Raw genomic sequence first — 26,865 nt, 5'->3', positions numbered from 1 at the left:
ATGACCTTCGTCGAAGGCTGGCTAGGCATCTCGAACGCGACGCCCGCTGCCGCGGAGGGTGCCGCGTCAGGTCACCAAGTACGTTCTCGAGGCCACGTCGAGGTTACGAGCGTGTGAGCCGTCGCCGTGTGTTGCCTAGGTGCACCCGCATGGCCGCGTGCGCTGTCCTCGCGTCGCCCGCCATGACGGCGTCCGCGACCTGAGCGTGTTCGCGTTGCACCCGCGCGACGTGTTCGGCCTCGGAGTGGGAGTGGGCGTCGCCGAGGCGTGTCCGGGGCAGCATGATCATCATCGGCCCGAGTGAGTCAAGCAGGTCGAGGTAGAAGCGGTTGCCGGTGGCGGCGGCGATGGCGCGGTGGAAGGCGAAGTCGGCCTCGACGGCGTCGGAGGGGGCGGCGGTCTCGAGCTGGGCGAGCGCCGCACGCACCGCCTCGGCTGACTCTGGGGTAATCGCTCGGGCGGCCAGGGCGGCGGCCTCGCACTCCACGCCCAGGCGGAAATCGATCATCGCCAGGACGTCGTGCTGGGAGCGGATCGCCGAGGACTCCAGGCTGAACGTCGAGGGCTCGGGGACGGCGAGCACGAACGAGCCGCGTCCCTGGTGGGTCTCGACCAGGCCCTCGGCGCGGAGCTGGCCGACGGCCTCGCGGACCACCGTCCGCGAGACGCCGTACGTCTCGATCAGCTCCGCCTCGCTCGGCAGGCGGGTGCCGGGGGCGAGCTCGCCGGCCAGCACCCGGTCCTTCAACCCGGACACCACGCGGGCGGCGAGGCCGCCGGGGGTCCTGGTCACGGGCGTCCGATCGAGGCGGTCTCCTTGGTCAGGTCCCGCATCCGCTGGGTCAGGGTGAACCCCAGACCCGGACGGTCCGGCACCCACATCCGCCCGTCGCGGATCTCCGGCTGCTCCTCGAACAGCGAGGCCAGCCACTCGAAGTGCTCCACCCACGGCTCGGTCGGGTACGCCGCCGCCAGGTGCAGGTGGATCTCCATCGCGTAGTGCGGCGCCAGCGCCAGGCCGGCGTGGTTCGCGAGCGTCGCGAACTTCAGGAACGGCGTGATGCCGCCGATGCGGGGGGCGTCGGGCTGCACGATGCCGCGGTATCCCGCGTCGATCAGCGCCATGTGCTCGCCCACCGAGGTCAGCATCTCGCCGGTGGCGATGGGGGTGTCGAAGGTGTGGGAGAGGTCGGCGTGGCCGACGGCGTCCCAGGCGTCGAGGGGCTCCTCGATCCACACCAGGTCGTGCTGCTCGAGCTCGCGGCACATGCGGCGGGCGCGGGCGCGGTCCCACTGCTGGTTGGCGTCGACCATGAGCGGGACGTCGCCGAGGTGCTCCTTGAGCGCGGCGACGCGGTCGAGGTCGGCGCGCCAGTCGGGCTGGCCGACCTTGATCTTGATGGCGCCGATCCCGGCCTCGAGGGAGGCGGTGGCCTTCTCCTTCATCTCCTCGACTCCAGCCTGCAGGAAGCCGCCGGAGGTGTTGTAGACGCGGCACGAGTCACGGTGCGCGCCGAGCAGCTTCGCCAGGGGGAGGTCGGCGCGGCGGGCCTTCAGGTCCCACAGCGCGACGTCGAGGGCGGCGACGGCCTGGGTCGCGACGCCTGAGCGGCCGACGGAGGCGCCCGCCCACATCAGCGACTCGTAGATCTTCGCGATGTCGGAGGGGTCCTGCCCGATCGCGACCTCGGCGACCTCGCGCAGGTGCGCGAACTGCGCCGGACCGCCGGCGCGCTTGGAGTAGCTGAACCCCATGCCCCGGTGGCCGTCCTCGGTCAGCACCTCGACGAACAGCATCACCGTCTCGGTCAGCGGCTTCTGCCGCCCGGTGAGCACCTTGGCGTCGCTGACGGGGTTGTCGATGGGCAGGACGACGTGCGAGAGGGTCAGATGACGGATGGCGTCGGGCATGGGGTCACTCCTACTTGTATGATGAGTGACGTAGTTATCGCATAAGTGCCGGGGAGGTGTCCAGTGGACCTGTTGACGGGCTTCGCCGCGGTCGTCGGCGTCGTGCTGGTCGGCGTCCTGCTCGGACACCTCAGGCTGGTCGACGACGCCGGGCGCCGGACCCTGAACGACGTCTCGTTCTTCGCTGCCAGCCCCGCGCTGATGCTGCTGGTCATCTCTGACGTCGAGATGGACGCCGACCTCGCGGCCAACGTCGTCGCCGCGGTCGCGTCGCTGGCCGTGGCGATGGTGATCTACCTGCTCGTCGCGCGGCTGCTCCTGCGCCGCGACGGGGGAGAGGCGCTGATCGGGGCGCTGACCGCGGGCTACGTCAACGCCGGCAACCTCGGCATCCCGGTCGCGGCGTTCGTCGTCGGCGACGTCGCGGTCGTCGTCCCGACGCTGCTGGTGCAGATGCTGCTCGTCCAGCCGCTCGCGCTGGCCTACCTCGACCGGCGCCGCGCGGCCGGGACCGGCGTACGGGCCGCCGTACGCCGCATCGTCACCAACCCACTCACCGTCGGGGCGGCGATCGGGCTGGTGCTCGCGCTCACCGGGTGGCGGCTGCCCGCGCTGGTCGAGGAGCCGCTGTCGCTGCTCGCGGGGCTGGCGGTGCCGGCGATGCTGCTCGCGTACGGCGTCGCCATGCGGCTGGCGCCCCCGGTCGGCGGGTCCGGGCACAACGCCGAGGTCGCCGTCGCGTCGGTGCTCAAGCTCGTCGTGATGCCGCTGGTGGCGTGGCTGGTGGCGCTCGCGTTCGGCCTCGACGGGACGCTGCTGCTCGGCGTCGTCATCGTCGCGGCGCTGCCGACGGCGCAGAACATCTTCGTCCACGCCTCCCGCTACCGGATCGGTGAGGACATGGCCCGCGAGACCATCTTCGTCACCACCGTCGCCGCGCTGCCGGTGTCGCTCATGGTGGCGCTGCTGCTGGGATGAGCCGCCCGGCGGCGGGATGTGATGTGCGCCCTAACAGCACCCCGCCAGGATCGACAGTGTGATCGTTGCGAACCTGCCGACCGCGGTCCCCGCGTGGCGTCGCCTCCTCGGGCCGGTCCTCCTGATGCTCACCTGGGACGTGGCCGTGACGGTGGCCTACATGCGCGGGTGGCTCGGTTTCGAGACCATCACCATCCAGTACACGCTGTACGGCACGGCCGTCGCGCTGTTCCTCGGGTTCATGGTGAACGCGGCCTACGCCCGCTGGTGGGAGGCGCGCACCCTGTGGGGGTCGATCACCAACCACTCCCGCAACCTGGCCCGCCAGGCCGTCACCCTCATCGACACTGACGCGCCGCGGGCGCGCGCGGGCCTGGTCGACGAGCTCGTCCGGGCGCAGGCCGCCTACGTGCACGTCCTGCGCACCAGCCTCCGAGGCCAGGACACCCCTCCCGAGTTCGGCCGCTACCTCACAGCGGACGCAGCGGAGCGCGCGCAGGCGGCGGCGAACCGGCCCAACGCGGTCCTGAACCACGTCGGGGCCCTGGTCACCGAGGCGCGCAAGCGGGACATGATCGAACAGCTCCCTCGTGTGCAGATGGAGACCACGCTCTCGACGTTGGCGGACGCCCAGGGCGGCCTCGAGCGGATCAAGAACACCCCGCTGCCCGTGCAGTACCGGTTCCTGCCCTCGTTCTTCGCGCGGACCTTCGCGATCGTCCTGCCCCTGGCGATCGTGCAGGACCTGCAGTGGCTGACACCGATCGGGTCCGGGCTCGTCGGGATGATGTACCTCGTCGCCGTCCAGGTCGGCAAGGACCTGGCCGACCCGTTCAGCGACGACGTGCACGACGTGCCCATGACCGCGATCACCCGGACCATCGAGATCGACGTGCTCGAGACCATCGGACACCGCCCGCCGGACAAGGTCACCCCGCGGCGGGAGGTCCTCTGGTAGCGCAGCCGGTCGCCGGGTCCAGCGCTACTCCGCCTCGACGTACTCGATCGCCACGTCGAGCAGCTGGCCGTCCTCGCCGTTGTCCATCGTGACGGTGTAGGAGTCGTTGAGCCGGGTCTCCACGGTGTACTCCACCGGCTCGCCGCCGGGCGGGGTCACCTCCGCCTCGCAGACGTCGGGGATGGTGTCGCACTCGATCTGCTGCAGCGCGCCGATCGGCTCGCCACCGTCGACCCCGTCGGCCCAGGCCGGGTCGCCGAGGTAGGACTCGACGTCCGCGAGGTCGAAGGTCGCCGGGACCGCGTAGCTGAGCTCGTACGTCGCGTTGGGCCGGCCGACGTACTCGTTCTGCGTGACGTCGTCACCCAGCCCCGGTTCGGCCCCCTCCGGCGCGGGGGCGCGCTGCGCGTAGTCGGGCAGCGCCTCGCTCACCGGGTTGGACATCTGCCGCTCCTTGGCGACCTCGTCGGCGTCGGCGGCGAGGAAGACGACCAGGATGAACGAGGCGAGCTGGACGACGAAGCGCCACCAGCCCAGCAGGAAGCCCGAGACCGGGGGGAAGGTGATCATGTACTCCTCCCCCCACTGGACCATCTGCACCCAGGCGCCGAGCTTGACGGTCAGCGCGATGTGCAGACCGAGCCCCAGCACGAGGGCCAGGGTGATCGGTAGCCACCGGACGTCACCGAGCAGTCCGGCCGCAGCAGCCCGCGCGATCGCCCAGGTGAGCAGCAGTGGTTCTGCGTACAGCACGGTCAGCACCATGGCGCCCAGCAGGGCACGCCGCCCGGTGAGGCGGGCGAGCAGGGGCCGCTTCGCGCCGGGCAGGTCGGCCAGCATCCTGGCCTCGGCGGCGGTCGGCTCGACCTTCTCGACCGCCGCGCTGATCTGCTCGACCTACCGGCGGGCCGTACGTCGGCCGGCGCGCCGCTCGGCGCGGGTCGTGTCGGCCTGGTCGGCGGTGGTGAGGACCAGCAGCCTGGAGCCGCCGGTCTCGTCGTCCGCGACGCCCAGCTCGTGGGACCAGGCCGGCGTACCAGCGTCGTCGCGTGAGGTGACGGTGATCGTGTGCTCGCCCCGGTCGACCTCACGCACCTGGTGCCCGGAGGTGGCCGCGACGCGTTCCGCGGCGTCGAAGACCGTGCCTACCGCACGGTTGAAGGACTGAGTCGTGAAGCCGCGGACCTTCCCCGTCTCGAGCGCTCCGATCGGCGAGGTCTCGGCGGTCCTCTGCGGGGTGCTCACACCGGCAGTGTGTCCCTGCCGACGGCGACCCAAACCGCGGCAGGTCGGCCCGGCGCGATTTACACGGCTGACTCACAGCAGACACGCAGGGCGTCCAACGCGCTGCTGGAGTGAGCCCGCCCGGGACGGACCCGGGCGGGAGGGACACCGCACACATGACACGCACGAGGGTGACCCGCGGCCTGAGCGCCGCGGCTGTGGCCGCACTGGTGACCGGCGGGCTGTACGCCGCCGCGCCGGCGCAGGCGATCAGCACCGTCACCGCCGACAACGGGGCGACGTGGAACGTCAACGACGCCCGCCGCCCGGGCCTGGACACCGGGAGCGTCCGCAACGTCAGCCAGTCGCGGATGGAGGCGTTCGGCAGCCTCTTCCTGAGCGTCGCCGAGCCCGATGACACCGACGCGCCCCGCATGGACGACCAGATGCTCCGCGGCTTCGGGCTCACCCCGACCGGGGGCGGCGGGTACGCCTCGACGAACGCCGTCCGCCTCGGCGACGTCGCGGTCACCCGGCGCCTCGAGATCGACGCCGCCTCGGGCGCCGCGCTGTTCTTCGACACCTTCACCTCCGTGGCCACCGAGCCGCAGGACGTCGAGGTGTCGTTCGGCGGCACCCTCGGCTACGGCACCGGCGCCAACCAGGGCGTCGTCCGCGACTCCGGCGACGGCGACGCCGAGATCGACACCGACGACGACTGGGCCGTCGCCGCACCCGACGGCCAGCTGCGCGCCACCGGCATCGTGCTCGGTTCGCCGAACGGCGAGCGGGTCGACCGCGTCGGCGACCAGCAGGACGACCCGTTCGAGGACGCGTACTCGACCACCGGCAGCGACAGCAACGACCCCGGCTTCGTCCGCTCCCTCGCCCTCGAGCCCGGCGAGACCCGGTCGCTGGCGCACTTCGTCGTGGTCGGCGCCACCGGGGCGACGCAGCAGACCGTCGACGCCACCGAGGCGCTCGCCGCGACGCCGGACTTCTCCGACCTGTCGCTCGACGAGCGGTGCACGCTCGCCAACTGGGACCTCACCGAGGTCCCCGGCGTCGACGCCACCGCCTGCGCCGGCGCGGAGCCGCTGCAGCTGCCCGCGGCCCAGGTGGACGCCGACGCCACCACCGACGTGGCCTACGACGTGGTGGGCAAGACCATCGACGAGCTGTCCGCCGACCTCGCCGACGGCAGTGTGACCTCGGTCCAGCTGACGCAGGCGTACCTCGACCGCATCGCGGCGTACGACGACGGGCCGTTCGGGTTCAACGCCTTCATCACCGTCGCGGACAACGCCCTCGACCAGGCCCGCGCGGCCGACGCGGCGCGCGCGGACGGCGAGGACAGCCCGCTGCTCGGCGTCCCGCTGTCGATCAAGGACAACTACGACACCCTCGACATGCCCACCACCAACGGCACCCGGGCACTGGCCGACTGGCGGCCGACCACGGACGCGTTCCAGGTGGCCGCGCTGCGCCGCGCGGGTGCAGTGATCATCGGCAAGACGACGCTGTCGGAGTTCGCGAACTCGGGCTCGTTCAGCGAGAGCGGCTTCAAGCAGGCGTGGAACGGCCTCTACCCGTCGAAGACGTCCTTCGGCTCGTCCGGCGGCTCGGCCACCTCGGTGGCGGCGAGCATGGCCGCCGGCTCGATGGGCAGCCAGACGGGCGTCTCCCTCTACGCGCCGACCACCGGCGCCGGGCTCACGACGTTCCGCGGCACGGACGGCCTGACCAGCACCGGCGGGATCCTGCCGCTGACGTGGGCCTCCGACTTCGGCGGCCCGATCGCCCGGTCGGTGACCGACCTGGCGCACCTGCTCGACGCCACGGCCACCCGGACGACGGGCAACAACCCCGACGACCTGCTCACCTCCCGCGTCGACAACGACCTGCGGCCGGAGGCGTTCAGCCCGTCCCTGGACGCCGACGCGCTGGAGGGGAAGACGATCGGCTTCCTGCCGGCGTCGTTCGCCTCGACGTCGGTCGCCGACGACACCGCCGGACCCGTCGCGCTGGCCCAGGCCCGGGAGGCGCTCACCGCGGCGGGAGCCACCGTCGTCGAGATGACCGGCTCGGCGACGAACCCGCCGAACACGAGCCAGGGCAGCGCGAGCGTCGAGGGCTGGGAGCGCTACATCGCCGAGCACCCGACGTTCCCGTTCGCGGACCGCAACGGCATCCTCGGCTCGCCGCAGAACCTGCCGTACAACGTCTCGCAGCCGTCGAGCGCGACCGGCCTCGACGACGCCAACACCGAGACGTTCCTGGCCCGGCGCGACACCTACAAGGAGAACGTGGCGTCCTGGATGGACGACAACGGTGTGGACGCCGTCATCTACCCCGGCTTCCTCACCAGCATGGGCAACAACGACGCGTCGTCCGCCGTCCTCAGCTCGGACCGCGGCACCGGGGTGCTGACCTCCGCGGCCGGCATGCCGACCGTCGTGGTGCCGATCGGCGCGAACGACGACGGGCAGTCCAACGCGATCCAGATCCTGGGCCGCGCGTGGACCGACGCCGACGTGGTCGGCATGGGCTACGCGCTCGAGCAGCAGGCGCAGGCCGCGCCCCTCAGCGAGTACGCCCCCGCGCTGCCCTGGTCCGGGCCGGCGGAGTCGGTCACCTCGCTCACGCTCGGGACGACCGCCACCCGCTACGGCACCGGCGTCCCCGCCACCGTCAGCGTCGCCGCCGACCCTGAGGCCACCGGCGCGGTGAGCGTCGAGGTCGACGGGAAGACCGTCGAGGGGACCCTCGCCGGCGGGTCCGTGGACGTCGTCCTGCCGGACGACATCTCCGTCGGCACCCACGTCGTCACTGCGTCGTACGCCGGCTCGTCGAGCGTCGCACCCAGCGGGGCGACGGCGCAGGTCAAGGTCAGCCGGGCCCGGCCGACGGTGACGGCGCGCCTGCCGAAGTCCACCGTCAAGGCCGGCACCCGGGCGCCGATCGTGCTCGGGCTCGACGCACCGAGCGCCGGACAGGTCACGGTCCTGCGGGGCAACCGGGTGCTGCTGACCCGGACCGTCCCCGCCGGTGGGCAGGTGCGGGTGCAGCTGCCCGAGCTGGGGGCCGGCACCTACGCCCTGCGGGCGCGGGTGCTGCCCAACGCAACGCTCACCGCGTCGTCCAGCGACACCGTGCGGCTGCGGGTCCGCCGCTGAGCCGTTCGCTGTAGCAAGGGGCCGGTCCGACCGAGGTCGGGCCGGCCCCTCGGCATATCCGTCTACCGGTCCACCCGGGTGATCTCGGTCGTGAACCACCCGCCGAGCCGACCGCCGCGGTCGCGGCTGCTCACCACGATGCCGACCTCGCGGTCGAGGGCGAGCTCGACGCCGTCCGGGAACTGGCCCGGGGCGGGCGTCCAGCCGTCAGGCTGCTCGTGGCGCTCGCTGGCCTCGGAGTAGACCAGCGGGCAGCACGTGCAGATCGGGTCGTACCCGTCCTCGGCGTGCGCGACGAAGCTGACCACCGGCCGCCCGAACAGCTCGCCCTCGGCGATCTCGGAGAGGTCGACGTCGCGGGACAGCTCGTACGGGTCGAGCATCGCGCACCACCGGTAGTTGGTCGGGTACGGCTCGACCAGCCGGAAGAACGAGGACGGCGGCCACTGCGTGTCGCGAAGGTCCCGCCCGTGCGCGACGTCCCGGCCCGTCAGGACGCCGTGCCGGAGGCTCACCTCGAGGTGCTCACCGCCCGAGGAGCGGTGGACGAGGTCCAGCTCGATCCAACGGTACGGCGCCGAGCGCGCGAGCTCGCGTACGTCGTCGGGGCGCATGGCGCCAAGAGTGTCACCGGGTTTCGAGGCTCACTTCGTTCGCACCTCAACCACCGCCGTCGGTGGTTGAGGTGTGAGGCGCGCCAGCGCCGAGCCTCGAAACCCCTCTCACCGGGTTTCGAGGCTCACTTCGTTCGCACCTCAACCACCGGTGTGGCCGTTCGCACCTCAACCACCGGTGGGGCGGTTCGCACCTCGACCACCTCGTGGTCAGCCGAACTCGGCGCGGCCCTTCGTGGCGGAGGTGCCGAGGTCGCTCTTCGGGAGCTCGGTGCCGGCGCGGACGGCCTCGATCCAGGCGTCGGTGGTGGCGACGGCGGCAAAGTTGGAGTGCAGCAGCGTCATCAGCGTTCGGTGCAGGTCCGCGGCCGAGACGCTACCGGCGTCGTTCGCGAGGTGGATGGCGCCGGTGGCGTCGGACAGGACCTCCGCGCCCAGACCACGCGCCTCGGCGTCCGCCGCGGTGGCGAGGTCGCAGTTGTTCGTCATGAAGCCGACGATCGTGAGGGTGTCGACCTGCTGCTCGGCCAGCCACTCGGGCAGGCCGTGGGCGGTGAAGGCGCTGCCGTGCTGCTTGGTTGCCCGTTTGAACTCGGGGCGCAGCCGCTTCTCGACCTCCGGGTGCAACCCCCACCCGTGCGAGCCGACCGCGAAGACGGGCGCGCCCTCGGGCAGCTCGTGCTGGAGGACGGCGACCGGGATCCCCGCCTCGACAGCGGCGTCGATCGCCCGTGCGACGTGGGCGACGGCCTCGTCGACCGGCGGGTGCTGGACCTGGAGCGGTCCCTCGACGTACTCGTTCTGCACGTCGACGACGACGAGCGCTCGCTTGGTGGCCACGGGGCCTCCTTCTGCTGGGGTGCAAGCCCCAACGCCGCCCGCCGGCCCTTGCTTCCGCCTGCTTCCGTGCGGTCCCGGTCAGGACCGGGGGCGGTGCTCCGGGTCGTCGAACGTCACGGCCTCGTCGGGGAAGTCCTCGCCGACCGGGTGGGCCTGGCCGGGGGAGCCCTGGGCGGGGTCGTACTCGCCGGCCGCGGAGCCCGCCCTCACCCGATGAGACCGAAGTCGAACTCGGCGACGGGCTCGGACGTCGGCCGCTCGGAGCCGCCCTCGGGCTCGACGGTGACGACGGCGCCGTCGGCTCCACGGGCGTCGCCCTGGAGGCGGACGGTGTGGTCCGGGCCGCGCGGCATGAGGCCGGCGGAGACGAGCGTGCCGTCGCGCTCGTACCAGAGCTGGTACACCGAGCCGGTCGGAGGCACGGGCATGTTCTCGGTCTCGATGACCGACCTGTTGACGTCGTCGGAGTGGACGAGGGTCGCGCGGGCGCCCCTGCCCAGGTCGACGGAGGCCGAGCGGGCGTCCGCTGCTCGGAGAACCTGCTGCGACGGGCTGAGCACGGCGTCGTCCCAGGGTCGGGTCGCACCGAGACCGGCGACGACGAGGACAGCCGCGGCCAGGGCGAGGACGACGCCCGCCCGGCGTCGTCCACGCCGGTGCCGGGCGGTCGGCCTGTCACGGTGCCCGGGTCCGGGAAGCCGGGCCGGCGTGGACCGCTGATCGGTCGGTGGCAGCGGCCGGACCCGGCCGATCTGCTCGATCAGGGCCAGACGCAGCTCGGCGCGCGGGGTGGCGCTGCAGATCGCGGAGAGCGTGCTCGCGGCCTCGCGGAGGCTGGCGACCTCGTCCTGACAGTCGGGACACCTCGCCAGGTGGCGCTCGAACAAGGCGGCCGCGCGGTCCTGCGGGTCGACGGCGTCGAGCGCGTAGGCGCCGACCAGCGCGTGGTCCGGCCACGACCCGCCGCCGAGGGCGTCGTCGGTGTGCTCGTCGGTCACCGTCCGACCCCTTCGGCGGCTCGCAGTCGGATCAGGCCGTCCCGGATCCGGCCCTTGACGGTGCCGAGCGGCAGGTCGAGGAGCCGGGCGACCTCGACGTGGGTGAGGTCCTCGAGGTAGGCCAGCTCGAGGGCCTCCCGCTGCACGGCACTGAGGCCGGAGAGCGCCACGTGCACCCGGTGGGCCTCCAGCGAGGCGAGGACCGCCTCCGACGTGCTGTCGTGCGCCGTGGAGTAGTGACGGTGGTGGAAGACCGTGTCGCGGCGGACGCTGGCGTACGTCGCCCGCGCGCGGTCGATCGCCCTGCGACGCGCGACCGTCAGCATCCAGTTGATGGCCGATCCGCGTGCAGGGTCGAAAGTCCCTGCTTTCTGCCAGAACTCCAGAAAGACGTCCTGGGTGATTTCCTGCGCCTGTGAGTGATTTCGCACTATTCGCTGGGCGAGACCGTGAATTCTCGCCGCGCACGTGCGATGGAGCTCCGCAAAAGCGCTGTGACTTCCCTGGCCGGTGCGCACCAGCAGCTCGGCGACGACCACGTCGCCGTCCTCGGGCGCGCCCCATGTCGCGACCGAAGGTGTCGCCGAGGGCGGGCCCACGTGACCTGGTGTCACCTGAGCCCGCCCTCCATGCGTCTGCCGGGTGCTCCCGGCGGGGGTGTCAGTCGCCCGGCGTCGTGTTGACGGTGACCTTGGCGATGCCGACGAGCAGGTCCTCGGTCACCGCGTCGGTGCCGAAGGTGTCGTTGAGGAGGTCGGCGGCGACCGGCGACACGTAGACCTCGGAGCCCTCGAGCGTGGCGGTGTCGCCCTGCGTCTGCAGCGGCATCAGGGTGTTGCCGTTGAGGGTGAAGATGTAGGCGGACGCGGCCGCGAGCTCACCGTTGACCGACACGTCGCCGTACACGCGGGAGACGCCCGGGTCGACGTTGAGGTTCTCGATGTCCACGACGGTCTGGTCGTCGCCCTGACCTGCGGTGAGGGAGAAGCCGGAGCCCTCGTGCTGCACCTGGCCGATGACGTACGGCGAGACCTCGCCCGGCTCGAAGACCGTGACGTTGCCGCCGGTGATCGGGAAGCGGAGGGCGCCGGCGTTGGTGAGCTCGCCGTCGCCGACGGTGCCGGGCGTGAGGCCCAGGTCGCCGAGGGCGGTGGTGAAGCCCTCGTCGAGCGCGACCTCGGTGTTGTTGCCGGTGAGCGAGTCGATGGACGCGACGGGCTGCGGGGGACCCTGGTCGGCCTGGGCGGACTCGGAGGTCTCCGAGGAGGACGAGCTGGCCGACTGCGAGTCGGTCTCGGACTCGCTGCTGCACGCGCCGAGGGTGCCGGTGGCGAGCGCGACGAGGGCGACGGTGGCGAGGCCGCGACGGGCGGTCAGGGACGTCTTGAGGGACATGGTGGAGCTCCTTGAGATGGGCGTCGAATTGATGTCTGCAATTCGGCGCCGGGAGCGTCGGTGGATTGCTCTGTCGGGCATTTTCCGAGGATCGCCAGAAATCGTCGACCGGGAATATTTCTGGCTGCGCGCCTGCACGAGCGGCCGCGGGACGCATCACCGCCGGGATGTCGCGGGCTAGCGACGTCCGCGGACCTCGGCGAGGACCGTGCGGAGCGGGTGCGGGGGACCGGCGGCGCTGACGACCTCGATCGTCGAGCGCGGGTGGCCCGGGCCCGTCGCCTCCGCGAGCAGCACCTCGGCGAGTCGGCGCGGGAGGTGTGGTGCCCGGAGAGGCGTCCGGTCGAGACCGTGTGGTCGCCGCTCGGCTCGTCGGCGTCGTACAGGCCCGCGGGCCGCACGATCGTCCATGCCAGGTCGCTGCGGCGGACGACGTCCTCCATCCGCTCCATGTCGTCGTACAGGGTGCGGCCGAGCACGCGGCGCAGCAGCGGCTCGATCACCTTCCGCCAGGCCAGCGACATCCCCGGCGCCTCCTCGGCGGCCACCGTCGTCGACGTGACGCACACGAGCCGGCCGACGCCGGCCGCGGTCATGGCCGCGACGACGTGCGCCATGCCCTCGGAGTAGACGCTGATGGGCTGCCGGCTGTACGGCACGCCGTACGTCGAGATCACGGCGTCCACGTCGGGCCGGACGACGGCGGCGACGGCGTCCGCGTCGGTGACGTCGGCGCGGGCCACCTCGACGAGCGGGCCGGTGACCGGGTAGTCCGCCGGCCGGCGGGTGACGGCGACGACCCGGTGACCGGCGGCCGCGGCCTGCTTCACGACCAGGCGGCCGGTCGGGCCGTTCGCGCCGAAGACGACGAGACGCATGCGTTCTCTCCTCTGGTGGTCGTAGAATGCTCGGCAACAGAGTATCTCGATAGTCGAGAGAAACCGAGGGTGCGATGACGGAGAACGATCCGCGCGACGAGCTGCAGCGGCTGGTCCAGCTGCTCGTCACCGAGGGCTCGAAGGTCGTCGACGACTTCGCGGCGGCGCACGGCCTGCACCGCACCGACGTCGAGGCCCTCACCCACGTGCAGGTCGCGGAGGCGCGCGGCACGCCGCTGACCGCCGGGGTGCTCGCCGCCGAGCTGGGACGCAGCACCGGCTCGACGACGGCGGTGGTCGACCGGCTGGTGCGCGCCGGCCACCTCGTCCGCGAGCGCGACGACGCGGACCGCCGCCGGGTGCTCGTGCGCTACTCGCCGGCCGGTCGCGCGCTGGCCGACGCGTTCTTCGACCCCCTCCGCGACCGCACCCGCGCCGCGATGGACGGCCTCGGCCCGGCCGAGCTCGAGGTCGTCGACCGCTTCCTGCGCTCCGCCGTCACGGCGATGGGCGAGCACCGGCGCTCGCTCGGCTCCTCAGCCGTCCCGGTCGGCGCCGAGGCGCGCGAGGCCGGACGCCAGTAGGTCCGTCAGCAGCGCGGCGTACCCACCCGTGGGGTCGAGGTCCGGGTCGTAGATGCAGACGCTCGCACCGACCGCCAGCGGCGCCAGCTCGCCCAGGACGGCCACGAGGTCGTCGGGCCGCAGGCCACCGGGGTCGGGACTGTCGACGGCGGGCAGGACGGTGGGGTCGAGGACGTCAACGTCGAGGTGCAGCCAGAAGCCGGCGGGCGCCGTCTCGTGGGGCGCACCGCGCAGGACGCCGGCGGCCGCCCCGGGCCCGTCGGCCAGCACGGTCGAGGCGGGGACGACGCACCCGAGCGTGTCGCGGACCTCGGCCAGGTGCTCGTCGTCGTCCCGGCAGCCGAGGTGGGTGACGTGCCGGGCGTCGACGTACGGCGCGAGGCCGTCGACGTCCGCGACCGCCGGGCGGTGCCTGCCGACGACCGTCGCGAGGTCCTCCCCGGCGAGGTTCTCGCAGGTCGAGGAGTTGCCCGGGTGGCGGAAGTCCGTGTGGCCGTCGACGTGCACGAGGCCGGAGCGGCCGCGGCACGCGAGGGCGTGGCCGACGCCCAGCAGGACGCTGCAGTCGCCGCCCAGCACGAGCGGCGTCCGGTCCTCGGCCCACAGCGACGACACCGCGGCGCTGAGGCGTCGTCCGTGGTCGACGATCGCCTCCTCGTTGCGCGACCGGCCCGCCGGCACCTCGCTGAGGTAGCGGCCGGGCATGACGACGCCGGCGTCCCGGGCTCCGCTCGCGGCCAGCCGGGCGTGAAGGCCGGCGCCGCGCAGCGCCTCGGGCGCCTTGGCGCACCCCGGGACGCTGCCCGGCTGCGGGGGCCGCAGCCCCAGGTTGGTCGGGGCCGACAGCAGGGCGATCACGAGGCCCCACCCTCGCACCGCGCCGTGTCTCGTGCCACGGCCCGCTCCGCCATGTCGAACTCGCCTTGATACCCCTGGGGGGTACCTAGTACGGTCGGACATATACCCCTGGGGGGTACCGACAGGCAGGAGCAGACGATGCAGCACGGCAGCACCACCGAGGACCCGTCCGGGACCGACGTCCGGTCCGACGAGGCGCACGAGGACCACCAGGGACACGCCGGCCACGGGGCCCACGTGGCGATGTTCCGCCACCTGTTCTGGTCCTCGCTCGTGCTGGCGGTCCCGACGGTGGCGGCCTCGTCGATGTTCGCGGGCCTGGTCGGCTACGACCTGCCCGACGTCCCCGGCCTGGCGTGGGTCTCCCCGGTCCTCGGCACAGTGCTCTACCTCTGGGCGGGGCGCCCGTTCCTGGCCGGCGGCTGGCAGGAGGCGCGGGACCGCGCACCGGGCATGATGCTGCTCGTCGCCCTGGCGCTCACCGTCGCGTTCGTCGCCTCGTGGGGCTCGACCCTCGGTGTGCTGCCGCACCACCTGGACTTCTGGTGGGAGCTCGCGCTCCTGGTCTCGATCATGCTGCTCGGCCACTGGGTCGAGATGCGCTCGCTGGCGCAGACCACCTCGGCCCTCGACTCCCTCGCGGCGCTGCTGCCCGACACCGCCGAGAAGGTCGGCGCCGACGGGGAGGTCACGGTCGTCGACCCGGCCACCCTGGAGGTCGGGGACGTCCTCGTCGTCCGCCCCGGCGCGCGGGTCCCGGCCGACGGCACGGTGGTGGAGGGCTCCGTCGCGATGGACGAGTCGATGATCACCGGCGAGTCCCGCACCGTACGGCGCACCCGGGGCGACCAGGTCGTCGCCGGCACGGTCGCCACCGACTCCGGCCTCCGGCTCGAGGTCACCGCCGTCGGGGACGACACCGCGCTCGCCGGCATCCGGGCGCTCGTCGCCGCGGCGCAGTCCTCGGCGTCCCGCACCCAGCGCCTCGCCGACCGCGCCGCGGGCTGGCTGTTCTGGTACGCCCTGGGCGCCGCCGTCCTCACCGCCGCCGTGTGGTCGGTCGTGGGCCTGCCCGAGGACGCCGTCGTCCGCACCATCACCGTCCTCGTCATCGCCTGCCCCCACGCCCTCGGCCTGGCGATCCCGCTCGTCATCTCGATCTCGACGGAGCGTGCCGCCCGCGCCGGCGTCCTCGTCAAGGACCGCCTCGCGATGGAGCAGATGCGGCGCGTCGACACCGTGCTGTTCGACAAGACCGGCACCCTCACGCAGGGCCGGCCGGCGGTGACCGCCGTGGAGCCGGGGACGGCCCGGTCCGCCGACGACGTGCTCGCCCTCGCCGCCGCCGCGGAGACCGACTCCGAGCACCCGCTGGCGCGCGCGATCGTCCGCGCCGCCGCCGACCGGGACCTCGACGTCCCCCGCGCGACCGAGTTCGACTCCCGCCCGGCCGTGGGCGTCAGCGCCCGGGTCGGCGGTCGCCGGGTCCAGGTGGGCGGGCCCGCCCTCCTCGAGGAGGCCGGGGCCGCGGAGCTGGGCGTCGCCGAGCAGTGGCGCCGTGACGGCGCGATCATCCTGCACGTCGTGGTGGACGGCGAGGTCGCGGGCGCGCTCCGGCTGGCCGACGAGGTCCGGACCGAGTCCCGCGTCGCCGTCGAGCAGCTGCACCGCCGGGGCGTCGAGGTCGTCATGGTCACCGGCGACGCCGAGGCGGTGGCCACCTCGGTCGCGGCCGAGCTCGGCATCGACCGCGTGTACGCCGGCGTCCGCCCCGAGGACAAGGCGGGCACGGTCGCCGCGCTGCAGGCCGAGGGTCGCCTGGTCGCCATGGTCGGCGACGGCGTGAACGACGCGCCCGCCCTCGCGCGGGCCGACGTCGGCGTCGCCATCGGCGCCGGCACCGACGTCGCCATCGCCTCGGCCGGGATCATCCTCGCCTCCGACGACCCGCGCTCGGTGCTCTCGGTGATCGACCTGTCGCGGGCGACGTACCGCAAGAGCGTGCAGAACCTCGCCTGGGGCGCCGGCTACAACCTCGCCGCGGTCCCCCTGGCGGCGGGCGTGCTCGCCCCGATCGGGTTCGTGCTGCCGATGTCGGTCGGCGCGGTGCTGATGTCGGTCTCAACCGTCGTGGTCGCCCTCAACGCCCAGCTGCTGCGCCGGCTCGACCTCCGGCCGCAGGGCTGAGCGGGGGGCTGAGCGGGGCCGGGCGGGGGTTGAGCGGCGACGGCAGGCCGCGGGAAAGGCGGTGGTGGAACCGCGGCGGATCCTGCAGGGTCCGGGCATGGGACATCCGGACGCCGCCCTGCGCGCCTACTACGACCGTGGCCGAGAGCGGGACCGGCTCGCCACGCCGAAGGGCAGGCTGGAGCTCGAGCGGACCCAGGAGGTCGTCCTGCGGCGGCTGCCGGACCCGCCCGCCGTGGTGGCGGACATCGGCGGCGGACCGGGCCGGTACGCCGCCTGGCTCGCGGGCCTCGGCCACGAGGTCGAGCACCGCGACGTGATGGACCTCCACGTCGAGCAGGTGAACGCGCTGGGCGAGGTGTCGATCAGGTCCGCCGTCGGTGACGCCCGGGACGTCGACCTGGCCGACGCCTCCGTCGACGCCGTCCTGCTCCTGGGGCCGATGTACCACCTGGAGGACCGCGCCGACCGGCTGCGGTGCCTGCGCGAGGCCGCGCGGGTGACCCGCCCCGGCGGACCCGTGTTCGTCGCCGCGATCTCGCGCTGGGCCGCCCGGTTGGACGGCGGGCTGCAGGAACGGCTCGACCAGCGCTACCCGGAGTTCCTGCCGCAGATCGCGGAGTCCGAGATGACGGGCGCCCTCCCGCCGGTCGTCGAGGGCGGCTTCCTCGGCTACACCCACCGTCCCGGCGAGCTCGCGGACGAGGTGACGCAGGCGGGCCTCCGTCTCGACGACCTGGTGGGCGTCGAGGGGTTGCCCCTGTCGAGCGCCGACGTCGCGGAGCGGGCGGACGACGCCGCGGCGTGGGCGATGCTCCTCGACAGCGCCCGCACGATCGAGAGGGTGCCCGAGCTCCTGGGGCTGAGCCCCCACCTGCTCGCGACAGCGACCCGCGTCGAGTGAGCCGGCCCCGCCCAGGGGCCGGCGCCGGAGGGTCAGCCGGACCCGGCGACGTCCAGACCGAGGACGAGCCCGAGGACGAGCGTCACGACGAGGGCCACGGCGAGCACGACCACCGCGGCCGCCCGGAGCGGTCGCCGTCGGCCGCCGTCCGACCCTGGCTCCGCCAGAGGAGGCAGGGGCCGGACGTGACGGATCTGCGCCAGCACCTCGCTCCGCAGGGCGGGAGGAGGGGCGGTCGTGCAGGTGGCGGCGAGCAGGCCCGCGGCCTCGCGGAGGCCGGCGACCTCGTCTCGGCAGTCCGGGCACCTCGCGAGGTGGCGCTCGAACGCCCCGCGCGCCGAGGCGTCACCCGCGTCGTGGGTGGCGATCGCGTCGACGGCGTAGGCGCCGGCCAGGGCGTGCCCGGCTCCTGGATCGGTACGCCGGACCACGCCGTCCTCGACCGCCACGGCCGGGCGTCGGGAATTGACGCGGCGAGCACCCGGGAAATACGGCCGGCTCCGACGGGCGGCCTTTTTCCTGGTGTTGTCGTCCGAGATTGCCCCGGACGAGTGAGGTCGCCGGAAGAAATGAATTCCGAGAAGCGTGGAGAACCGTGGCCGGGCGCGCCACGGCGGGCCCGGGTGACCTGGAGTCACCCGAGCCCGCCGTGTCATGCGAGTCCCGCGCCCTGTGCGGAGGGGGAGTCGGTCAGTCGCCCGGGGTGGTGTTGACGGTGACCGTGGCGATGCCGACGAGCAGGTCCTCGGTCACCGCGTCGGTGCCGAAGGTGTCGTTGAGCAGGCCGGCGGCGACCGGGGACACGTAGACCTCCGAGCCCTCCAGGACCGCGGTGTCACCCTCGGTCTGCAGGGGCTGCAGGGTGTTGCCGTTCAGCGAGAAGATGTAGGCGCTCGCGGCGGCGAGCTCGCCGTTCACCGTGACGTCGCCGTACACGCGGGAGACGCCCGGGTCGACGTTCAGGTTCTCGATCTCGACGACGGTCTGGTCGTCGCCCTGGCCCGCGGTGAGCGAGAAGCCGGAGCCCTCGTGCTGCACCTGGCCGATGACGTACGGCGAGACCTCGCCCGGCTCGAAGACCGTGACGTTGCCGCCGGTGACCGGGAAGCGGAGCGCCCCAGCGTTGGTGAGCTTGCCGTCGCCGACGGTGCCCGGCGTCAGGCCCAGGTCGCCGAGGGCGGTGGTGAAGCCCTCGTCGAGCGCGACCTCGGTGTCGTCGCCGGTGAGCGAGTCGATGGACGCGACGGGCTGCGGCGGGCCCTGCTCGGACTGCGAGACCGGCGAGGCGTCGGAGGAGGACGAGCCGGCGGACTGGGCGTCGGTGCCGGAGTCGGTGCTGCAGGCACCCAGGGTGCCGGTGGCGAGGGCCACGAGGGCCACGGTCGCGAGGCCGCGACGGGCGGTCAGGGAAGTCTTGAGGGACATGGTGGAGCTCCTTGGTATTGCATCGGTGTGATGTCCGGTATTCGCCACCACCGCCGCGCACGGATTGCCTCACCACGGCTTTTCCGTAAAGGAGACGCAGGACACAGGGAAATGCCCCCCGAGGATTGACCCGAAATTCACACCCGATGCGGGAGCTCAGGCGCGGGGCGTCCGCTCCCGGCACAGCGCGACGACCACGGCGCCCGCCGCCGTGACGACCGCCGTGACGACGGCGGCGAGGTTCCACCCCTGCACCAGGGCCTCCGCCGGGGAGCCCGGCCGAGGGGCGCCGAGGATCGCGGCGACCACGCCCACACCGACCGCGGACCCGACGTACCGGGCGGTGTTGTTGGCGCCGCTGCCCATGCCGGCCCGGCCCGGGGGGACGCTGGCGACGGCCTCGCGGCCCAGCGCGGAGTTGACCACCCCGGTCGCGACCCCGGCGACGAGCAGACCGGGCAGGAACCGGACCCAGGTCGCGTCGACGTCGACGCCGGAGAGCAGCAGCTGGCCCACGGCCACGACGAGCAGCCCGGCCGCGAGCTGGTGGCGACCGGTGACCGACGCGGGCAGCCGGCGCGCGAGCAGGGCCGTGACCACCGACGTGCCCGACCACGCCAGCAGCAGCCAGGCCGCCCCGAACGCGGAGATGCCGAGCGCCCCGCCCAGGAACAGCGACATCGTCGAGAGCAGCGCGATGATCCCGGCGCCGGTGACGGTCGCCGCCACCGTGGCGGCGAGGAAGGCGGGGCGGGTGAGCAGCCCGAGGTCCAGCATCGGCGCGCGGCCGCGCCGCTCGACGACCACGAAGGCCACGCCGAGGACGACGGCGAGCACGGCGAGGACGAGGGTGGGGGTGCGGTCCCACCCGAGCCTGCCCTCCACGAGCGCGGCCAGAAAGCAGCCGACGGCCCCGGTGAACAGCACGGTGCCGGCGAGGTCGAGACCGCGCGGCTCGGGCGTCCGTGACTCCTCGACGCGGCGCAGGGCGAGCACGGCGAGACCCAACGCCGCGACGGCGAGGACGCCGTGGACGGCCCGGAAGCCGATCGCCCGGTCGAGCCCGGCCGACACGAGCGGACCGATCGCGATACCCGCGCCGACGCTGGCGCCCCACACGCCGCTGGCCCGCGCCCGCAGCGGACCGGGAGGGAAGGCCGCGGAGATCAGCGCCAGCCCGGCGGCGATCACGGCGGCCGCGCCGGCGCCCTGCCCGACCCGGCCCAGCACGAAGGAGACCTCCTCCGGCGCGACCACGCACACCACCGACGAGGCCGTGAGAAGCCCGAGGCCCGCGACGAACACCCGGCGGCGGCCGCGGTCGTCGGCGAGCGTGCCGGCCGACAGCAGGAACGCGCCGAGGCCGATCGCCATCGAGCTGAGGATCCACGTGCGGCCCGCGGGCCCGGCGCCGAGACCGGCGGCCGTCGAGGTGATGGTCGCCAGGGGAGCGGTGAACGCCGCCAGCGAGGTCGTCGTCCCCAGGGCGACGACGGCGAGCGTGGCCCGCGTCGTCCGGCGTCCGGCCTCGGTGGTCACGGGCTGGACCGTAGCAGGTTCCGGTCTGGTCACCGGACCATTCGCTATCGTGCGGACATGGCCCTCGGAGTCGACTACGCCGCGCAGCAGTGCTCGGTCGCCCGCACCCTCGAGGTCGTCGGCGGGCGCTGGACGCTGCTGATCGTGCGCGACTGCTTCTTCGGCGTACGCCGCTTCACCGACCTGCGCGAGCACCTCGGCGTCTCGCGGGCCGTGCTGTCCGAGCGCCTCACGCATCTGGTGGACGACGGCGTGCTGGCGCGGGTGCCCAGCGGCGAGCGGGAGGCCTACGAGCTGACCGCGGCGGGATTGGCGCTGTGGCCGGTCGTGGTCGCGCTGCTCGCCTGGGGCGACGACCACGCCTCGCCCGACGGCCCGCGCCGGCTGTTCTCGCACGCGGCGTGCGGCACCGACCTCGACCGGACGGGGCGGTGCCCGGCCTGCGGCACCAGCCCCGCGCCGTACGACGTCGAGACCAGGCCCGGCCCGGGATCGAGCGGCCCCCAGGGGCCGAGCCGGGTCTCGGCGGCGCTGCAGGAGCGCCGGCGGCTGCTCGACCCGATCTGAGGACCCGGCTCCCACGAGTGCGTGGCCCGGGACGGGGCACCAGGGGTGGCCATTGCCTCGCAGCCCGCCCCGAGCAGTGTCGGCCGACCTCCGCGGGCTGAGCAGGAGACCTGATGTTCTCGAGGATGCAGCCGATCGACGAGTCGGTGCGAGCCGCCGGCGACCTGGGCGCGGCGGACCCCGACCTGGACCTCCTCGGCTACCTCGGGGACGTCGCCGACCTGGTCGAGTCGGTGGTGCCCGAGTGCGTGGGCATGAGCGTGGCGTGGTTCGACCTCGGCGTCTCGTTCACCCTCGTCGCCAGCGACGTCGCGACGGCCGCGCTGGACGCGGTGCAGTACCTCGACGGCGGCCCGTGCGTCGAGGTCGACACCGGCGGGCAGCCCTTCGGCACCCGGATGGACAGCCCGCTCAACGAGGACCGGTGGCTGCTGTTCAGCAGGGCGGCGGCAGCTCGTGGGGTGGCGAGCACGCTGACCGTCCCCCTGCTGAACGACGCCCGCACGGTGGTGGGGACCGTCAACCTGTACGCCGCCACCCCCGACGCCTTCGACGGCCACCACGACGCGGTCGCGGTGATCGTCGGCGGCCACGCCGCGGACGCCGTCCGCAACGCCGATCTCTCCTTCTCCACCCTCGCCACCTCGCAGCAGGCCCCGGCGAGGCTGGAGGCCGAGCGGGTGGTCGCCCGGGCCGCGGAGGTGCTCGCCGCACGGATGGACGTCGAGCTCGAGGACGCCGCCGAGTCCCTGCGCCGGGCCGCCCACCGCGCCGGGGTCGACGTCGAGGACGTCGCCCGGATGGTCCTCCAGAGCCACGACGGGGGCCCGTCGGCCTGAGGACCGGTCGGGCCCGAGGGCCGGTCGAGGTCGGGTCAGGCGCTGACGATGGCCAGGGACTGCGTCAGCCGGTCGGCGGCCTCGACGACAGCGCTGAAGCGCTCCGCCCCGGCCGCGTCGGTGAAGTCCGAGCTCGGCCCGCCCAGGCTGAGGGTGGCGACCAGCTCGCCGGCGCGTCCCAGCACCGGGGCCGCGACGGCGGAGACGCCGTCCAGGTAGTCGCCGTGGCTGAGTGCCCCGCCGTCGCGGCGCACCTCCTGCAGCCGCGCCTCCAGGGCGTCGGCCTCGACGACGGTCGCGTCGGTGTACGCCGTCGCCGGCGCCGCGAGCAGGCGGCGGCCGATCGCGTCGTCGTACGCCGCCATCACGACGGGTCCGGCGGCGGCGTGGAACGGCAGCACCGTGCCGACGCCGATGCCGGTGACCTGCAGCGACCGGCCGCCCTGCACGCGGTCGACCACGACCGCGCCGGCGTCCGCGGGGAGCATCAGGAACGCCGTGTCGCCGAACCGGGCCGCGAGCGCCTCGAGGTCGGAGCGGGCCAGGGCCCGCAGGTCGCCGTCCGCGAGCGCGGCGGAGGCGATGACGAACAGCGGCATCCGGATCGAGTAGGCGCCCTGGGCGTCCCGGTCGACCCAGCCGGCCTCGACGAAGGTCGACATCAGCCGGTGGACCGTCGGCTTGTTGAGCCCCGACTCGACGGCCAGCTCGGCCAGCGTCACCACCGGCCGCGCGGCGCTGAAGTGGCCCAGGAGGCCGCAGGCGCGCAGCACCGAGCCCACGGTCTCGCGCTCGGTCATGCGTTCCCCTCCGGTGGCGGTCGCCGTGATCGTAGCCATCGCTGTTGACAGGGTGACCGCCGTCACGGTTCACTTCCGGAACGCATTCCGCGAAACGCGTTCCGCAAGACGAAACGGAGACTCAGGTGCACCTGCGGCAGATGATCGACGAGGACCTCGTCCACGCCCCTGGCGTCTGGGACGGGCTGACCGCCCGCCTCGCCGAGCAGGCCGGGTTCCGCGCGCTGTGCGCGTCGGGCTTCGCGGTGTCGGCGTCCCTGGGCTACCCGGACGCCGAGCTCTACACGATGACCGAGAACCTCGACGCCGTACGACGGGTCCGCGAGGCCAGCCGACTCCCGGTCGTCGCCGACATCGACACCGGCTACGGCAACGCGGTCAACGCCTCCCGCACCGCCCGCCGCTTCGCCGACGCCGGCGTCCAGGCCGTGTTCATGGAGGACCAGCTCTCCCCGAAGCGCTGCCCGCTCACCACCGGCGCCGACGTCCCCCTCCTCGAGACCCACGAGGCCGCCGGCAAGGTCCGCGCCGTCGTCGACGCCGCCCGCGAGTCCGCCGAGGACCCGAGCCGGCAGATGCTCGTCATCGCCCGCACCGACGCCCGCGGCGACGACGCTCTGCGCCGCATGGAGGCGTACGTCGCCGCCGGCGCCGACCTGGTCATGCCCGTGACGAAGACCTTCACGACCGTCGAGGAGTGGCGCCGCTGCCACGAGACCCTCGGCGTCCCGCTGATGGCCACGCTCACCGCGTCGGCCTGGACGGAGAAGGCTCTGACCCCGGAGGTCTGCCGCGAGGTCGGCGTCCGCCTCGCGCTGCTGCCCACCCAGCTCCTCATGAGCGTCGCGCAGGCCGCCCAGCAGACCCTCACCCGCCTTGCGAAGGGCGAGGACCCCGCCACGGTCGGGGCCGACGCCATGCCGCACGCGACGTTCGTCGACGTCATCGGCACCGACGAGGTCGACCGCCTGCGCGACACCTACCTGCCCGCGTCGGTCTGAGACCCGGACACCAGAGAGGAGAGGAGCCGACATGCCCAGCACCATCGTCGAGAAGATCCTCGCCCGCACCGCCGGCCGCGAGCAGGTCACCGCGGGGGAGAACCTGCCGGTCCGCCCGGACCGGATGATGGCCTACGACTTCCCCGGCTACACCGACGTCATGTTCCGCCAGATGCACGACGACTTCGGGATCACCGAGCTCGCGGAGCCCGAGCGGTACGTCGTCTTCATCGACCACATGCTCACCCGCGGCGACGGCCGGGAGCAGGAGGTCCACCAGGTCACCCGCGACTGGTGCGACCACTACGGGATCGCGCTCCACGAGGCCGACGGCATCGGCCACCAGGTCATGGTCGAGAAGGGGTACGTGGTCCCCGGAGCGTTCCTCGTCCACTTCGACGGCCACATCTCCGGCGCCGGCGCGTTCGGGGCGCTCGGCTGGGGCGTGCGCCGCGACCTCCTCGAGGGATGGGTCACCGGCCAGCTGCACCTCGACGTCCCCGCCACCACGCGGTTCGACCTCGTCGGCGAGTTCCCGGCCGGCGTCGACGCCCGCGACCTCGTCCACGAGATCATCGCCCTGCTCGGCGCCGACGGCTGCGCCCACCAGGTGATGGAGTTCGGTGGCCCCGGTGCGCAGACGATGGCCATCGGGCACCGCCAGTCGCTGTGCGGGATGGCGATGTTCACCGGCGCCGTCTCCGCGGTGTTCGAGGCCGACGACAAGGTCGCCACCCACCTGGCCTCCCTCGGCGTCGAGGCCGGGGATCCCGTGCTGCCCGACCCCGACGCGTCGTACGCCGCCCGGCACACCATCGACCTCGCGACCCTGCGTCCCCGGGTGGTCGAGCCCGGCTCCGCCCGGTCGGCGAACACCCGCCACGCCGTCGAGCTCGCCGGGACGCCGGTGACCAAGGCGTTCATCGGCTCCTGCGCCAGCGGACGGATCGAGGACATCCGCGCCGCCGCGCTCGTGCTGGACGGCCGCACGGTCGCGGACGGCGTCGACCTGAACGTCGTCCCCACCTCTCAGGCCGTCCACGACCAGGCCGAGGCCGAGGGGCTGCTCGACGTCCTCCGCGGCGCCGGCGCCACCATCGCGCGGTCGAGCTGCGACTTCTGCTTCGGCTACCAGAAGCCGCTGCAGCCCGACGAGAACTGCATCTCCACCGGCGTCCTCAACATCTCCGGGCGCATGGGCAGCACCGCCGCCAACATCTACATGGGCTCCGCCTCGACCGTCGCCGCGTCCGCGCTGGCCGGGTCGATCACCACCGCCGAGGAGGTGGGCCGCGCATGAGGACCTACCCGCCGCCGCCCGACGTCATCACCGGACGCGTCGCCTGGGTCTTCGGCGACGACTTCGACATCGACCTCGTCATCGGGGTCGAGAACATCAAGTCGTACGACGCCGACTTCCTCCGCGGGGTCTGCATGCAGGCGTACGACCCCACGTTCGTCGACCGCGTCCGCCCCGGCGACGTCGTCGTCGGTGGCCGGAACTTCGGGTACGGCCACCCGCACTACCCGCCGATGGTGGCGCTGCGCGACCTCGGGATCGCCGCGGTGCTCGCTGAGTCGTTCTCGCCGGGCTTCTGGCGCGGCGAGACCTACAACGGCGTCCCCCTGCTGACCGTGCCCGGCATCAGCCGCACCGCGGCGACCGGGGATCGTGTCGTGCTCGACTGGCGTGCCGCCGACGTCCGGCTCCCGGACTCCGGCGCCCACCTCGTCGGCACCCCGCCCAGCGACCGCGTCGCCCACGTGATCGCGGCGGGCGGCTCCCTGAACCTCCTGCTCGCCGAGCACGGCCGCACCCCGGCCCCCACGTCCTGACCAGCCCTCCCGACGTCCGAGGAACCACGATGACCGACACCCGACCCGGCTCCACCGTTTCTGCCGAATCGGCAGCGGAGCCGAGCCCGACCACCGCCAAGCGCGCCGCCCTCGCCGGCGGCGTCGGCACGCTGATCGAGTACTACGACTTCAGCGTCTACGCCTTCCTCGCGGTCACGCTCGCGCCGCTGTTCTTCCCCTCCGACGAGCCCGCGGTCGGCGTCCTGCTGACGCTGGCGGTGTTCGGGTCGGCGTACGTCATGCGGCCCATCGGCGGCTGGTTCTTCGGCCGCCTCGGCGACCGCCGCGGCCGCCGCCACGCCCTCGTCGTCACCGTCGTCGCGATGGGCGTGTGCTGCGCGCTGCTCGGCATGCTGCCCACCCACGCCACCGTGGGCGTCCTCGCCCCGGTGCTGCTGGTGCTGATCCGGCTCGCGCAGGGCTTCAGCGCGGGCGGCGAGATCGGCGGCGCGGCGACGTACGTCGCGGAGTCCTCGCCCGCCGGCCGCCGCGGGATCTTCGGCTCGATGACCCCGATCGGCTCGACCCTCGGCTTCTCCGTCGCCGCCGCGGTCGTCGGCACCGTGTCGGCCCTCACCACCCCCGAGCAGATGTCGGCCTGGGGCTGGCGCATCCCGTTCCTGCTCTCGATCCCGCTGGCGATCCTGTGCCTGTGGGCGCGGGTGAAGCTCGAGGACACCCCGGAGTTCGAGGCCATGGCCGAGAAGGCCGAGGTCGTCCGCAGCCCGCTGCTGCAGGTGATCCGCGAGCACCCAATGTCGGTGCTGCGCGTCATCGGCATCGCGATCGCCATGAACGGCTCCGGCTACATCGGCCTGACCTACTTCTCCATCTACCTGACCGGCGAGGGCTTCGATCCCCAGGCCATCTACTGGACCGCCGCCATCGCCATCGCGATCGCCTGCGCCAGCTTCCCGCTCGCGGGCCTGCTGACCGACCGGTTCGGCCGCAAGCCGGTGCTGCTCACGGCGTACGTCGGGTTCCTCGTGCTCGCCTACCCCGTCTTCGCGATCATGGGCTCGACGGACTCGATCCTCGTCGTGGGCATCGTGTGGGTGGCCTACATGATGTTCAACGGCCTGGCGCAGGTGCCGGCGTTCCCCCAGTTCACCGAGCTGTTCCCCCGCAACGTCCGCTACACCGGCGTCGCGCTCGGCTTCAACATCGGCACGATCATCGCCGGTGGCAGCGCGCCGTACATCGCGGCGCAGCTCGTCCAGAGCACCGGCAACTCGATGGCGCCGGCCTTCTGGGTGATGGGCGTCGTGGTCATCGGCATCGTCACCGTGCTGACCCTGCGGGAGACCAGCCGCAAGCCGCTGCCGGTCTGAG

General features: G+C 73.3%; 28 protein-coding genes. 12 read left to right on the top strand and 16 right to left on the bottom strand.

Going from position 1 to position 26,865, the window contains the following annotated elements; genetic code table 11:
* Positions 1-103 precede the first annotated feature (103 nt).
* Complete coding sequence (locus tag Q0858_RS14700) at positions 104-793, bottom strand: FadR/GntR family transcriptional regulator (RefSeq protein ID WP_299055858.1); 690 nt, start codon at positions 791-793, stop codon at positions 104-106.
* Positions 790-1,911, bottom strand: a complete 1,122-nt coding sequence (locus Q0858_RS14695; protein WP_299055856.1) for a mandelate racemase/muconate lactonizing enzyme family protein — start codon at positions 1,909-1,911, stop codon at positions 790-792. The genes Q0858_RS14700 and Q0858_RS14695 overlap by 4 nt, the downstream gene beginning before the upstream one ends.
* A 63-nt stretch (positions 1,912-1,974) precedes the next feature.
* On the opposite strand from Q0858_RS14695, the gene Q0858_RS14690 reads away from it, so the two are divergent.
* Positions 1,975-2,889, top strand: a complete 915-nt coding sequence (locus Q0858_RS14690; protein ID WP_299055854.1) for an AEC family transporter — start codon at positions 1,975-1,977, stop codon at positions 2,887-2,889.
* 58 nt (positions 2,890-2,947) lie between these two features.
* Positions 2,948-3,847, top strand: a complete 900-nt coding sequence (locus tag Q0858_RS14685; RefSeq protein WP_299055851.1) for a bestrophin family protein — start codon at positions 2,948-2,950, stop codon at positions 3,845-3,847.
* 24 nt (positions 3,848-3,871) lie between these two features.
* On the opposite strand, the gene Q0858_RS14680 is transcribed toward Q0858_RS14685, so the two are convergent.
* Entirely contained in the window at positions 3,872-4,687 is an 816-nt protein-coding gene (locus Q0858_RS14680; RefSeq protein ID WP_299055848.1) for a hypothetical protein, read from the bottom strand.
* Between the two features lie 57 nt (positions 4,688-4,744).
* On the bottom strand, positions 4,745-5,092 hold the full coding sequence (locus Q0858_RS14675) for a hypothetical protein (RefSeq protein ID WP_299055845.1): 348 nt from the start codon (positions 5,090-5,092) through the stop codon (positions 4,745-4,747).
* Positions 5,093-5,247: 155 nt separating this feature from the next.
* Between Q0858_RS14675 and Q0858_RS14670 the strand changes: the two genes are divergently transcribed.
* Positions 5,248-8,247, top strand: coding sequence for an amidase (locus Q0858_RS14670; RefSeq protein ID WP_299055843.1), 3,000 nt, complete (start codon positions 5,248-5,250; stop codon positions 8,245-8,247).
* A gap of 62 nt (positions 8,248-8,309) precedes the next feature.
* Here the strand turns inward: Q0858_RS14670 and Q0858_RS14665 are convergent, their stop codons facing one another.
* The 7 genes from Q0858_RS14665 to Q0858_RS14635 all read right to left on the bottom strand — a co-directional run bounded on the left by Q0858_RS14665 (position 8,310) and on the right by Q0858_RS14635 (position 12,972).
* Complete coding sequence (locus Q0858_RS14665) at positions 8,310-8,861, bottom strand: hypothetical protein (RefSeq protein ID WP_299055841.1); 552 nt, start codon at positions 8,859-8,861, stop codon at positions 8,310-8,312.
* A 210-nt stretch (positions 8,862-9,071) separates the two neighbouring features.
* Entirely contained in the window at positions 9,072-9,701 is a 630-nt protein-coding gene (locus Q0858_RS14660; RefSeq protein ID WP_299055839.1) for an isochorismatase family protein, read from the bottom strand.
* Positions 9,702-9,779: 78 nt separating this feature from the next.
* Complete coding sequence (locus Q0858_RS14655) at positions 9,780-9,911, bottom strand: hypothetical protein (RefSeq protein WP_299055837.1); 132 nt, start codon at positions 9,909-9,911, stop codon at positions 9,780-9,782.
* Positions 9,908-10,699, bottom strand: a complete 792-nt coding sequence (locus Q0858_RS14650) for an anti-sigma factor (RefSeq protein ID WP_299055835.1) — start codon at positions 10,697-10,699, stop codon at positions 9,908-9,910. The genes Q0858_RS14655 and Q0858_RS14650 overlap by 4 nt, the downstream gene beginning before the upstream one ends.
* Positions 10,696-11,238 (bottom strand): sigma-70 family RNA polymerase sigma factor, encoded by a 543-nt coding sequence (locus Q0858_RS14645; RefSeq protein ID WP_299055832.1) that lies wholly within the window; start codon positions 11,236-11,238, stop codon positions 10,696-10,698. Before Q0858_RS14645 ends, Q0858_RS14650 begins: the two co-directional genes overlap by 4 nt.
* Positions 11,239-11,359: 121 nt before the next feature.
* Entirely contained in the window at positions 11,360-12,094 is a 735-nt protein-coding gene (locus Q0858_RS14640) for a hypothetical protein (RefSeq protein ID WP_299055829.1), read from the bottom strand.
* Positions 12,073-12,972 carry an NAD(P)H-binding protein gene (locus tag Q0858_RS14635; protein ID WP_299055828.1) on the bottom strand — a complete coding sequence of 300 codons (900 nt, stop codon included), beginning with the start codon at positions 12,970-12,972 and terminating at the stop codon, positions 12,073-12,075. Before Q0858_RS14635 ends, Q0858_RS14640 begins: the two co-directional genes overlap by 22 nt.
* A gap of 74 nt (positions 12,973-13,046) precedes the next feature.
* On the opposite strand from Q0858_RS14635, the gene Q0858_RS14630 reads away from it, so the two are divergent.
* Positions 13,047-13,556 (top strand): MarR family winged helix-turn-helix transcriptional regulator, encoded by a 510-nt coding sequence (locus Q0858_RS14630; protein ID WP_299055827.1) that lies wholly within the window; start codon positions 13,047-13,049, stop codon positions 13,554-13,556.
* Here Q0858_RS14630 and Q0858_RS14625 read toward each other — a convergent pair.
* Positions 13,509-14,414 (bottom strand): arginase family protein, encoded by a 906-nt coding sequence (locus Q0858_RS14625; protein ID WP_299055826.1) that lies wholly within the window; start codon positions 14,412-14,414, stop codon positions 13,509-13,511. The genes Q0858_RS14630 and Q0858_RS14625 overlap by 48 nt on opposite strands.
* 138 nt (positions 14,415-14,552) lie before the next feature.
* Between Q0858_RS14625 and Q0858_RS14620 the strand changes: the two genes are divergently transcribed.
* Together Q0858_RS14620 and Q0858_RS14615 are read left to right on the top strand one after the other, a co-directional pair.
* Positions 14,553-16,601 (top strand): heavy metal translocating P-type ATPase, encoded by a 2,049-nt coding sequence (locus Q0858_RS14620; RefSeq protein ID WP_299055824.1) that lies wholly within the window; start codon positions 14,553-14,555, stop codon positions 16,599-16,601.
* A 97-nt stretch (positions 16,602-16,698) separates the two neighbouring features.
* Entirely contained in the window at positions 16,699-17,505 is an 807-nt protein-coding gene (locus tag Q0858_RS14615) for a class I SAM-dependent methyltransferase (RefSeq protein ID WP_299055822.1), read from the top strand.
* 32 nt (positions 17,506-17,537) lie between these two features.
* Here Q0858_RS14615 and Q0858_RS14610 read toward each other — a convergent pair whose 3' ends face one another.
* From Q0858_RS14610 to Q0858_RS14600, 3 genes are all read right to left on the bottom strand, one after another.
* Positions 17,538-17,954: a hypothetical protein gene (locus Q0858_RS14610; RefSeq protein WP_299055821.1), complete on the bottom strand. Its 417-nt coding sequence runs from the start codon at positions 17,952-17,954 to the stop codon at positions 17,538-17,540.
* A gap of 241 nt (positions 17,955-18,195) precedes the next feature.
* Entirely contained in the window at positions 18,196-18,930 is a 735-nt protein-coding gene (locus Q0858_RS14605; protein WP_299055819.1) for a hypothetical protein, read from the bottom strand.
* Between the two features lie 156 nt (positions 18,931-19,086).
* On the bottom strand, positions 19,087-20,469 hold the full coding sequence (locus Q0858_RS14600) for an MFS transporter (RefSeq protein ID WP_299055817.1): 1,383 nt from the start codon (positions 20,467-20,469) through the stop codon (positions 19,087-19,089).
* A gap of 57 nt (positions 20,470-20,526) precedes the next feature.
* On the opposite strand from Q0858_RS14600, the gene Q0858_RS14595 reads away from it, so the two are divergent.
* Complete coding sequence (locus tag Q0858_RS14595; RefSeq protein ID WP_299055815.1) at positions 20,527-21,036, top strand: helix-turn-helix domain-containing protein; 510 nt, start codon at positions 20,527-20,529, stop codon at positions 21,034-21,036.
* 113 nt (positions 21,037-21,149) lie between these two features.
* Positions 21,150-21,875, top strand: a complete 726-nt coding sequence (locus tag Q0858_RS14590) for a GAF and ANTAR domain-containing protein (RefSeq protein ID WP_299055813.1) — start codon at positions 21,150-21,152, stop codon at positions 21,873-21,875.
* A gap of 35 nt (positions 21,876-21,910) precedes the next feature.
* Here Q0858_RS14590 and Q0858_RS14585 read toward each other — a convergent pair whose 3' ends face one another.
* Positions 21,911-22,675, bottom strand: coding sequence for an IclR family transcriptional regulator (locus Q0858_RS14585; RefSeq protein ID WP_299055811.1), 765 nt, complete (start codon positions 22,673-22,675; stop codon positions 21,911-21,913).
* Between the two features lie 125 nt (positions 22,676-22,800).
* Between Q0858_RS14585 and Q0858_RS14580 the strand changes: the two genes are divergently transcribed.
* From Q0858_RS14580 to Q0858_RS14565, 4 genes are read left to right on the top strand one after another with little or no spacing between them, the layout of a single operon-like run.
* Positions 22,801-23,676, top strand: a complete 876-nt coding sequence (locus Q0858_RS14580; protein ID WP_299055809.1) for an isocitrate lyase/PEP mutase family protein — start codon at positions 22,801-22,803, stop codon at positions 23,674-23,676.
* Between the two features lie 31 nt (positions 23,677-23,707).
* Positions 23,708-24,976, top strand: coding sequence for an aconitase family protein (locus tag Q0858_RS14575; protein ID WP_299055807.1), 1,269 nt, complete (start codon positions 23,708-23,710; stop codon positions 24,974-24,976).
* A complete protein-coding gene (locus Q0858_RS14570; RefSeq protein WP_299055805.1) occupies positions 24,973-25,512 on the top strand; it encodes a hypothetical protein in 540 nt (179 codons plus the stop codon). The genes Q0858_RS14575 and Q0858_RS14570 overlap by 4 nt, the downstream gene beginning before the upstream one ends.
* A 29-nt stretch (positions 25,513-25,541) precedes the next feature.
* Positions 25,542-26,864, top strand: a complete 1,323-nt coding sequence (locus Q0858_RS14565) for an MFS transporter (protein ID WP_299055803.1) — start codon at positions 25,542-25,544, stop codon at positions 26,862-26,864.
* The last annotated feature ends 1 nt before the right edge of the window (position 26,865 follow it).

Source organism: uncultured Nocardioides sp. (genome assembly GCF_947489365.1).
Classification (GTDB): domain Bacteria; phylum Actinomycetota; class Actinomycetes; order Propionibacteriales; family Nocardioidaceae; genus Nocardioides.
This window is presented reverse-complemented; position numbering and strand designations above follow the sequence as displayed.